Origin of the sequence: Segatella salivae DSM 15606, from assembly GCF_000185845.1 — a bacterium.
Taxonomy (GTDB): domain Bacteria; phylum Bacteroidota; class Bacteroidia; order Bacteroidales; family Bacteroidaceae; genus Prevotella; species Prevotella salivae.
The window spans coordinates 2,686,203-2,695,714 of the sequence record NZ_GL629647.1 but is presented as its reverse complement, the minus strand read 5'-3'; the positions used below and the strand labels follow the sequence as shown (position 1 = coordinate 2,695,714).

The 9,512-nt window shown below is 41.3% G+C and carries 5 protein-coding genes; all 5 read left to right on the top strand.

Annotated features, from left to right (window positions below):
* Positions 1-722 precede the first annotated feature (722 nt).
* The 5 genes from HMPREF9420_RS10570 to HMPREF9420_RS10550 are packed head-to-tail and all read left to right on the top strand — an operon-like array spanning position 723 to position 9,113.
* Positions 723-3,866 (top strand): SusC/RagA family TonB-linked outer membrane protein, encoded by a 3,144-nt coding sequence (locus HMPREF9420_RS10570; RefSeq protein ID WP_007135669.1) that lies wholly within the window; start codon positions 723-725, stop codon positions 3,864-3,866.
* 12 nt (positions 3,867-3,878) lie between these two features.
* Positions 3,879-5,477: a RagB/SusD family nutrient uptake outer membrane protein gene (locus HMPREF9420_RS10565; protein ID WP_007135668.1), complete on the top strand. Its 1,599-nt coding sequence runs from the start codon at positions 3,879-3,881 to the stop codon at positions 5,475-5,477.
* Positions 5,478-5,494: 17 nt separating this feature from the next.
* Complete coding sequence (locus HMPREF9420_RS10560) at positions 5,495-6,598, top strand: glycoside hydrolase family 18 (RefSeq protein ID WP_007135667.1); 1,104 nt, start codon at positions 5,495-5,497, stop codon at positions 6,596-6,598.
* Positions 6,599-6,613: 15 nt separating this feature from the next.
* Positions 6,614-7,735, top strand: coding sequence for a DUF1735 and LamG domain-containing protein (locus HMPREF9420_RS10555; protein ID WP_007135666.1), 1,122 nt, complete (start codon positions 6,614-6,616; stop codon positions 7,733-7,735).
* A gap of 22 nt (positions 7,736-7,757) precedes the next feature.
* The gene (locus HMPREF9420_RS10550; RefSeq protein ID WP_044078930.1) at positions 7,758-9,113 is read left to right on the top strand and encodes a discoidin domain-containing protein; all 1,356 of its coding nucleotides are present in this window, start codon (positions 7,758-7,760) and stop codon (positions 9,111-9,113) included.
* The last annotated feature ends 399 nt before the right edge of the window (positions 9,114-9,512 follow it).

The following is a 9,512-nucleotide window of genomic DNA, read 5'->3' as shown; positions in this document are numbered from 1 at the left end:
CAATCGTTAGGGGTGAAATCATAATCTATGCAAAGATGAATAACCACAACATTGATTTTATCCGCTGAAGTGGATTGTAAACATTGTCAACGCAGCAGGTATCATTGTATTTTCTCTATGAAATTAACCAAAATAATGAATGTTACTCATGTGCAACTCAGCATGATTTATGCTTTTAATCGTCAAGAATTGGCGAAGAACTCCCCTACCCTAACTAAACCGTCACACGCGAAAGTAATGCCATATGCGTTGAACTCTTTCCAAAAATGCAAGGAGATGATGAGGACATTATAGATGAATCAAGTAAAAAACAGGTTGTTAACGATTCACCAATTCTATTTAATCAAAACATAAAAGAGTTGCAGAAGTATTACATTTGAATTTATATCATATTTCAATTTGATGTTAATTCATTGAATTATAAATTGATTTTGCGAAATAAAAGCACTTATTTCTTCGGATTGTTACAATGTGTATTTTAACACTTTTAAATGTTTTGTCGTTATAAACTAACGTTTTATTCTAAATATATACGCTTTATTGTTTATGTTTGTTAAATGTTGTATATAGTTGATAAGCTATTAAGAGTAATGTATTATATTTGCATCCGCAACCTAAAATTAAGCAAATAATAATAACTATACACAAATAACACGATACCTCTTGCCTACATTGGCGAGGGGTTATCACTGCTTTAAGTGTTACTAAATTTACAAAATCTAATGAAAAAAGGAAAGATTCTCCCAGTAAGCATCCTCTTGTCTTGCTGTTGTTTGGAAGCCTTTGCCGGAACTCATGGTTCTTCTGCTGAAACCATTAGCAAGAATCTGATTGCTCCAATGGTAAAGACTACAACATCAAAGACGCTGGAAGCACAGCAATCTAATGGTGATGTAAAGGTAAACGGAACAGTTGTTGACGACGCAGGTGAGCCTGTTATCGGTGCAACGATACGCGTTAAAGACAACAAGACCGGTGTCAATGGAACCACTACAGACATTGATGGCAAGTTCATTTTAAGCGTACCAAAAGGTGCAACGCTTCAAATTAGCTACATTGGTATGGCCACTCAGGAGGTGAAAGTTACGGGAACAGGTGACCTAAACATTGCTTTAAAGCCCGAATCTCACACGATTGACCAGGTGGTTGTTACCGCTTTGGGTATCAAACGCTCTGAAAAGGCTTTGAGTTATAACGTTCAGAAGGTTGGCGCAGACCAGCTTACGAACGTGAAGAACGTCAACTTTGTCAATAGTTTGAATGGAGCCGTAGCGGGAGTTAACATTAACGCCTCAACAACGGGTGTCGGAGGACCGACTCGTGTCGTAATGCGCGGTACGAAATCTATTACTGGTGGCAACAACGTTCTTTATGTTATTGATGGTGTTCCTATGCTAAATAAGAACGGAGGTGACATTGGTGGAGGTCGCTATTCAAGTCAACCCAGCGGAGAAGGAATAGCAGATATCAACCCCGATGATATTGAAAGTATCAACGTTTTGACTGGTCCTTCATCAGCAGCCCTATATGGTTCGGCTGCAGCCAATGGTGTTATCATGATCAATACCAAGCGCGGTGCTGAAGGAAAGGTAAAGGTTGCTGTTTCAAGTAGCTTGGAATTTTCTAATCCTTTCATTATGCCTAAGTTCCAAAACACCTATGGAAATAAGGCAGGTTCATTCTATAGCTGGGGCGATCGCTTGGCAACACCAACAGCATTCCAGCCAAAAGACTTCTTCAACACAGGTCACAATTTCATCAATTCGTTGACTTTGACGACAGGAACAAAGACAAACAAGACCTATATCTCTGTCGCAACAACGAATGCAACGGGTATCTTACCCAACAACGAATATAACCGTTACAACTTCACCGTACGCAATACGAGTGACTTTCTCAATGATAAGCTGCACTTAGACATTAATGGTAGCTACATCATTCAAAACACTCAGAACATGTATCGCCCTGGAGAATATTATAATCCGTTGACATCTGTTTATCTTTTCCCACGTGGAAACGATTGGTCGGCAGTCGAATTGTACAAGCGTTACGATGCTTCTCGCAAGCTTGCAACCCAATATTGGCCCTATGGTGACCAGGGAATGCAACTTCAGAACCCTTATTTCATCGTCAATGACATGATGACTCCCGTACAACGCAAGCGTTATATGTTCATGAGTAGCTTGAAATATGACATCCTTCCATGGTTAAACGTGACAGGACGTGTGCGTGTTGACAACACCAACAGCGAGTCAGAGAGTCGTTTTCACGCGAGTGGTCAGGGCCTTCTTTATGCCGGAACACATGGCAATGGCATTTATAACCATTCACAAGGAAGCGACCAACAGACCTATTTGGATGTGATGTTTAATCTTGATAAGAGTTTCGGCAAGGACTATCGCCTAACAGCTAACGTCGGCGCGAGCCTTGAAGACTATCGTTCAAGCAGTGTAGGTTTCGGCGGACCAATATTAAAAGTGCCAAACTTATTCTCTTCTGCAGCGCTTGATCCCATTAATACAAGAGCGACAGACAGTGAGTTCCGTAAACGTAATACAGCCATCTTTGCCAGTGCAGAGCTTTCATGGAAGGACATGTTGTACCTTTCTATGACAGGAAGAAACGACTGGAGTTCACTCCTTGTGCATGCAAAAGAGCCCTCATTCTTCTATCCTTCAGTAGGTCTTTCGGCTATCGTTACAAAGATGGCAAAGCTTCCTGAGTTTGTCTCTTTCATGAAAGTGAGAGGTTCTTACACAGAAGTTGGTTCACCAATTCCTGATCGCTATCGGGGTGTAACGCGTGGAACCATTACCTATCCTATCGTAGATGGTATTCCTTCTACACGTACAATATTACCTTTCTACGACTTTAAGGCAGAACGAACACGTTCATTTGAGTTAGGTTTAGACTTGAGAATGTTTGAAAACAAGCTTAACTTTGACCTCACATGGTACCACTCAAATACTTACAATCAGACGTTCCTTGCTGAACTTTCAGCAACATCTCCTTATACCGGAATGTACATTCAAGCTGGTGATATCGCTAACTCGGGTGTAGAAATGTCATTGGCTTACAACAACAACTTTGGCGGAGTAGACTTTGAATCACGTCTTATCTACAGCCGAAATGTGAATAAAGTGAAGAAGTTAGTACATAATTATCACACCGGAATTGACGGAAAAGTCATCAACTTTACAGAGACTGCAGCTGGTGGTGGCTATATCCGCGAGGGCGACAGCATGGGAGATGTTTACATCACTAAAGTGTTGAAGCGCGATGCAACAGGTGCCATTGCTGTTGGTGCAGATGGTAGTCTGTCTTCAATGGACCTCCCAAATGGAGAACGTTTGAGGATTGGTAATACCAACCCAGACTTTAATATGGGCTGGAGAAATAGTGTTTCATGGAAAGGTTTGAACCTTTCATTCTTGATTAACGCACGCTTTGGCGGCATTGTTACTTCTGCTACACAAGCCGTTCTCGACCAGTTTGGAGTTTCACAAGCTACTGCTGATGCTCGCGACCGTGGCTATGTAGAAGTTGCAGGCGGCGTAAAAGTTGACCCACAGAAATACTATGAGGTTGTTGCTAATCAGCAATTGATGGGCTACTATTATTATAATGCAACGAATGTACGCTTACAAAACATCAGCCTTAGCTACACCTTGCCTCGTACCTTGCTTGGACAAGGCTGGCCAAGTGTTACCGTTGGCTTCATTGCTAACAACCTTTGGATGATTTACAACAAGGCTCCATTCGACCCAGAAATTGCATCTTCCACAGGAACCTATGGTCAAGGAAGCGATTACTTTAGTGCACCAAGCTTGAGAAACCTTGGTTTCAGCTTGAAACTTAACTTCTAACAAACTTTGATTATGAAACGAAAAATCAATTCAATTCTATATGTATCGGCACTAACTACTATGCTTTTAAGTTCGTGTCAGGCAGACTTTGTTGATATTAACCGCGATCATCGTCAGCCAACAGAGAAGCAATTGGAACAAGACAACCTCAATGTGGGTGGCTTTGTAACCTCATTTGAGAAGACAATCTTCCCTGTGGGATCATCTGGTACGAATTATGTCAACGACTATCAGATACCATATACCCTCGGCGGCGCATGCTGGATAGGCTATATGGCGCCAGCACAAAACAAGTGGGTAGGTAGAGGTTTCCCAAGCTTTGCTTTGAAACCATGGAGCCAATACACCTTTAATGTTATGGCAGGTAATGCTTTCCGCAATTGGCTTGATGTGAAAAAGCGCACCACAACAGACCCCGAGGGCTTCGCAGTTGCCCAAATTATAAAGGTAGCTGCAGTGCACAAGGCTGCTGATACGTATGGTCCTATTCCTTATTCTAAGGCTGGCCAGGAAGGTTCTACTGATGCAGAATACGATTCACAAGAGGATGTTTACAAGGCAATGCTAAAGGAGTTAGACGAAGCCGTACACACTTTAGCTAATGGTGGCCATGATGTCTTCTCTAAATACGACATTATTTATGAAGGCAACTACACTAAATGGTGTAAGTTTGCGAACTCTTTAATGCTGCGTTTAGCGATGCGCATAGTCTATGCCAACCCCACATTGGCCAAGCAATATGCAGAAAAAGCCCTCACAAATCCTTATGGTGTGATTGAAAATACAAAAGAAGCTGCAAAATTATCTAAGGGCGCTGGCGTCTCACTCCGTAACCCTTTGGTGATTATCAATGGCAGTTATAACGATGTTCGCATGGGTGCTGAGATCTCATCTTACCTCAAAGGATATAATGATCCACGTATTGCCAGCTACTTTGTAAAGGCAAAGAATAATGGCATTGAAGACTATTATGCGGTCCGAACGAATATCCCAAGTATAGATGATTACTTGAGTAAGGAGAAATCTTCATCCTTAAATGTAGAAGATGCAACACCTATTTATATTATGAAGGCTTCAGAAGTCTACTTCCTTCGTGCTGAAGGTGCGCTTCGCGGCTGGAATATGGGAGGTGGAACAGCTCAGTCTTATTATGAGAAAGGAATCACAACTTCGTTTGAAGAAAATGATTTGAGCGCTTCACAAGCAGCAACATATATTGCAAATAGCACAAATGTACCTGCTAATTTCGTTGATGTGCTGCACTCAGAATACGATACTCCCGCAACGTCTACTATCACTATCAAGTGGGAAACAGGTGCAAGTAACTTCGAACGCAACCTTGAACGTATCATCACTCAGAAATACTTAGCTATCTATCCTGATGGACAAGAAGCATGGTCTGAGTATCGTCGTACAGGCTATCCTCACATTTTCCCAGCTGTATTGACAGCAACCGATTGTGATGTTGATGGTAATCTTCGTCCAACACGTATCCCTTATTCTAACGATGAGTATATAAAGAACTTGGAGAACGTAAAGAAAGCTGTTCAATTACTCAATGGTGCAGACAATGGTGCTACACGTGTTTGGTGGGATAAAAAGATTAAGTAACCTAAAAGAAAATTCAAATGAAGAAATATTTTATTTTCGGTTGTCTCGCATTATTGTTCACTGCAACAAGTTGTAGCGACTGGACTGAGGTAGAAAACAAGAATATTGATAAGCTATTGGCTAATGCAGATAGTGCTCAATCACGTGCGTATAAAGACTATTTAATCAATCTTCGCGCATATAAGAATACCGATCATCAAGTCACCTTCGGGTGGTTTGGTGGCTGGAATGGTGAGAGTCCGGCATCACGTTGCCTCTACAATCTGCCTGACAGCACAGACTTTGTTTCGTTGTGGGATGGCTTTTCAAACCTGACTGCAGCCCAACAAGCAGACTTGAAACGTGCAAAAGAGGAGAAAGGCATACGCGCTTTGGCTTGCGCTTTGCTTTTTGATATTGGTAAAGGCGTTACCCCTGCTCAACCAGAATCATCGAAAAAAGCCGGTGAGTCTTGGGAAACCTACAACAAAAAGTATTGGGGTTGGGTTGATGGTGATGAGCAAAAGATCAATGCTTCCATTGTAAAGTATGCCAATGCCATTTGTGATACCATCTACAAATATAACTTAGATGGCTTCGATCTCGATGCAGAGCCTAATATTCCTCAGCCTTTCCGCACGAATAAAGAAATGTGGAAAAATGACCGTATGAATCTCTTTATCCGTACAATGGGTAAGCGTATAGGCCCGAAAGCCGAGACTGAAGAAGGTCGTAAGAAACTTCTCGTCGTTGATGGTGAGCCTTATTGGTTCTCTGCTGATATGGCTTTATATTTCAACTACTATATTCTTCAGGCCTACGACTGCAGTTCTTATGCAGACTTAGATAATCGTTTCTCTCAACTTGTACTTCAATTCTCTTCTAAACAAACCGAAGAAGAGATTGCCAAAAAGCTTATTGTAACTGAGAATTTCGAAGCCCATTCAGGTACAGGTGGCGTTACTTTCACAACACGTGATGGTCAATCTGTTCCTTCTTACCTTGGAATGGCTACATGGCAACCTTTGAAAGGACGCAAGGGAGGTATCGGAAGCTACCATATGGAGAAGGATTATGCAGCCAATCCTGTATATAAATACCTGCGTAAAGGCATTCAGTTGATGAACCCAGCTGTAAAATAATAAAACACAAACAACATGAAACATATATTTAAGATCTTCGGAATCGCTTCAATAGCATGCCTTACTTGGTCGTGTTCCAATGTCGATTATGACAATGTAGGCGATGAGAATAAGTTACCTAATGCCGCATATATTGAAGGAGCTGATGTCACTCCACTAAGTAAACTCACAGTAGATGGCAATGGCGGCAAAGGCTCTTTCACTGCTCGTGTGGCTAATAAACTAAGCAATGAAGCTGTATTAAAGTTTGCAATCGATGAGCAAGCACTCGCTGATTACAATGCCGCTAATGGTACAAACTATAAACTCCTGCCGGCAAAATATTACAGCTTGTCTGCCGAAACCCTTACAATTGGCGCTGGTAACGTGGCAAACGGTGCGATAGACATCAATGTTAAACCCCTCGGAAGCGACCTTGATGCTTCTACAAAATATGCAATCCCCGTGAAGTTAGTATCTACTGAGGGGGTGCGTCTATTGAGTTCAAGTGCAACAAAGATATTCGCCATCGACCGAGTACTTTATACTACCTCGATGCGTCAGCAAGGATTCTATCTTAAAACAACCTTCCCAACACCATACACGGGGTTGAAAGAATGGACAATGTCATACGCAATTAAACTTGATCGCAATAAAGATAACCAGGCAGTATTGTCACCTGACTTCTACTCTCGTGTCACTGCAGATGGTGCTTTGCAAATGAAGGTGGGTGAAACTGATGACCCTAAGGCTTTCGCCAAGACTAAATTGCAACCAGGAAAATGGTACTACATTGCATGGGTATATAACCGTCAACATGTAAAGTGCTATATTAATGGCGTCTTAGACAATGAGTTTGACGTGCCAAAGGTTGAGACTTTCACCAAGTTAAACATGAGTTGGGGTGCATTTGAAGGCTATGTACGTGAGATTCGCCTTTACGACAAAGCACTTTCTGCTTTCCAAGTAATGGACAACTTATACATAGAGACTCCTGATAACCCTAATCTCTTGTTCTATGCTCCATTGAACAAAAAGGTTGGTGTTAAGGATGTATCGAAAAACCACTACCCTATCAAGGTTTATGTAGCTGGTACTAACGATACAGAATATAACCAAAACCTAATCAATTGGAATGATGAAAAGTTCCCGGAATAAGCTCATTATTAAACGAAATAATATGAAAAATAACATATATATTATCGCATTAGCACTCGCAGCTACAGCCTTCACGGGCTGTAGTCACGACTATAACTACGATGGTGAATACGATATAGCAGGTTATTTCCATGGTTCAGACCCACGCAACAACCTCGTTAGCTTCGCTTCTACTACGCAGAAGTATGATAACGATTTTGCAGCTGGTATCTCTACGGGCCAAGATAGCCACACATTTACATTCACAGCAAACATCAGTCGCAATCTAAAGAATGCCACAACTGTACAGGTTGCCTTTGCTGCCGATGCTCCGTTGTTGACTACTACCTATAAGGATTACAAGTTAGCCACAGCTGATCAGGTGACACTCCCTAATAAAGGAATCTTTGAAATTAGCAAAGAGTTGACTCAACTCAACATCCCTATCACTGTGAATGGTCTCAAGAAAATGGATAGTCCCACAGTAGTTCCAGTACGCATCACACCTACAAACGATGAGTTAAAAAGCCCAACAGGCACTCATCAAGACTATGCCTACATTCTTATCAACCCAAAGGAGCAGTGGATAGTAGCCTTAGAAGGTGATGGAGCTTCGGTAAAGATGGCTTCATCTGGCAATACTTATTCCTCAACCAACACTCTCTATGTAGATTTTGCCATAGAGAAAGCAATCGATCAAGACTGCAAAGTAGGACTGGAACGCGACAATTCAATCTTCAAGAGCGATGGCAATAAGGAGTTAGCTCCTGAAGGTATTACTGTCACTACAAAGGAAAATGCCAAAGGACAGCAAGAAATTCAAGCTACAATAGAATTGCAACACGCTGAGAAATTCACCAAAGCAGGTGAATATGTGCTACCTATGCGCGCCATATTCTATGATAAAGAGGGTAAGAAACACTACATTTCAGGCGGAGAAATACTGATTCCTATCAATGTAGTTGACATCGCTTTCGCTCATTCTTCAACCAGTCCATCTGGTACAGAGATTCCAAGTGAAGACTTCACCCTGTCACTTTCAAATCCATTGCAATATGGTTCGATTGATAATCTCACTGATGGCGTAACCAATCAATATGGCTATATGCCTGAAGGAACAACCACCTTGTCTATTGATTTGAAACGTGACACAACCGTAAAAGGCTTAAAGATTGGTATGTATATCCTCACCGGATTCGAATATTACACGAAATCTGTTAAGATATTCGGTAGTACAGATGGTAAAAAGTGGTTGCCATTGTCCGAAGAAATTAATTTCCAAGAACAGACATGGAATAATATCAACGCAACAAAGAACGTCAAGGTGCGTTATTTGAAGCTTGAGTTTAACGTACAAGATTACCTTGGTTCGCTGAGTGAAATCAAGATTTTCAAATAGAAACAAGCTGTAGGCATAGCCCTACACACTTGAAAATAAACGCTAATTCATAAGAGGACGCGTGAGACGATAAGTTTCATGCGTCCTCTTTTCGATTCAAAAAAGATAGAAAAACCTTAGCAACCTCCCTCTTTCAAGCCATGAAAGATATACTGATCTCAATCTAAACAAAAACAGAAAATCGCTGTAACTTTAATAGGTTACAACGATTTTCCAATGTAATTAAAAGCTCATCAACTCACATTGAGCATGCTTTTAGTGGAGCTGGTGGTAAGTGAACTTACCTATATCAGTCCTTGATAATCAGAATTTTAGCCGAATCTCAATTTTTACTGTAGCCAATCTGTAGCCATTTCAGATATTCTTGAGAACACGTATAGAAGTCGCATGTACTTCTTA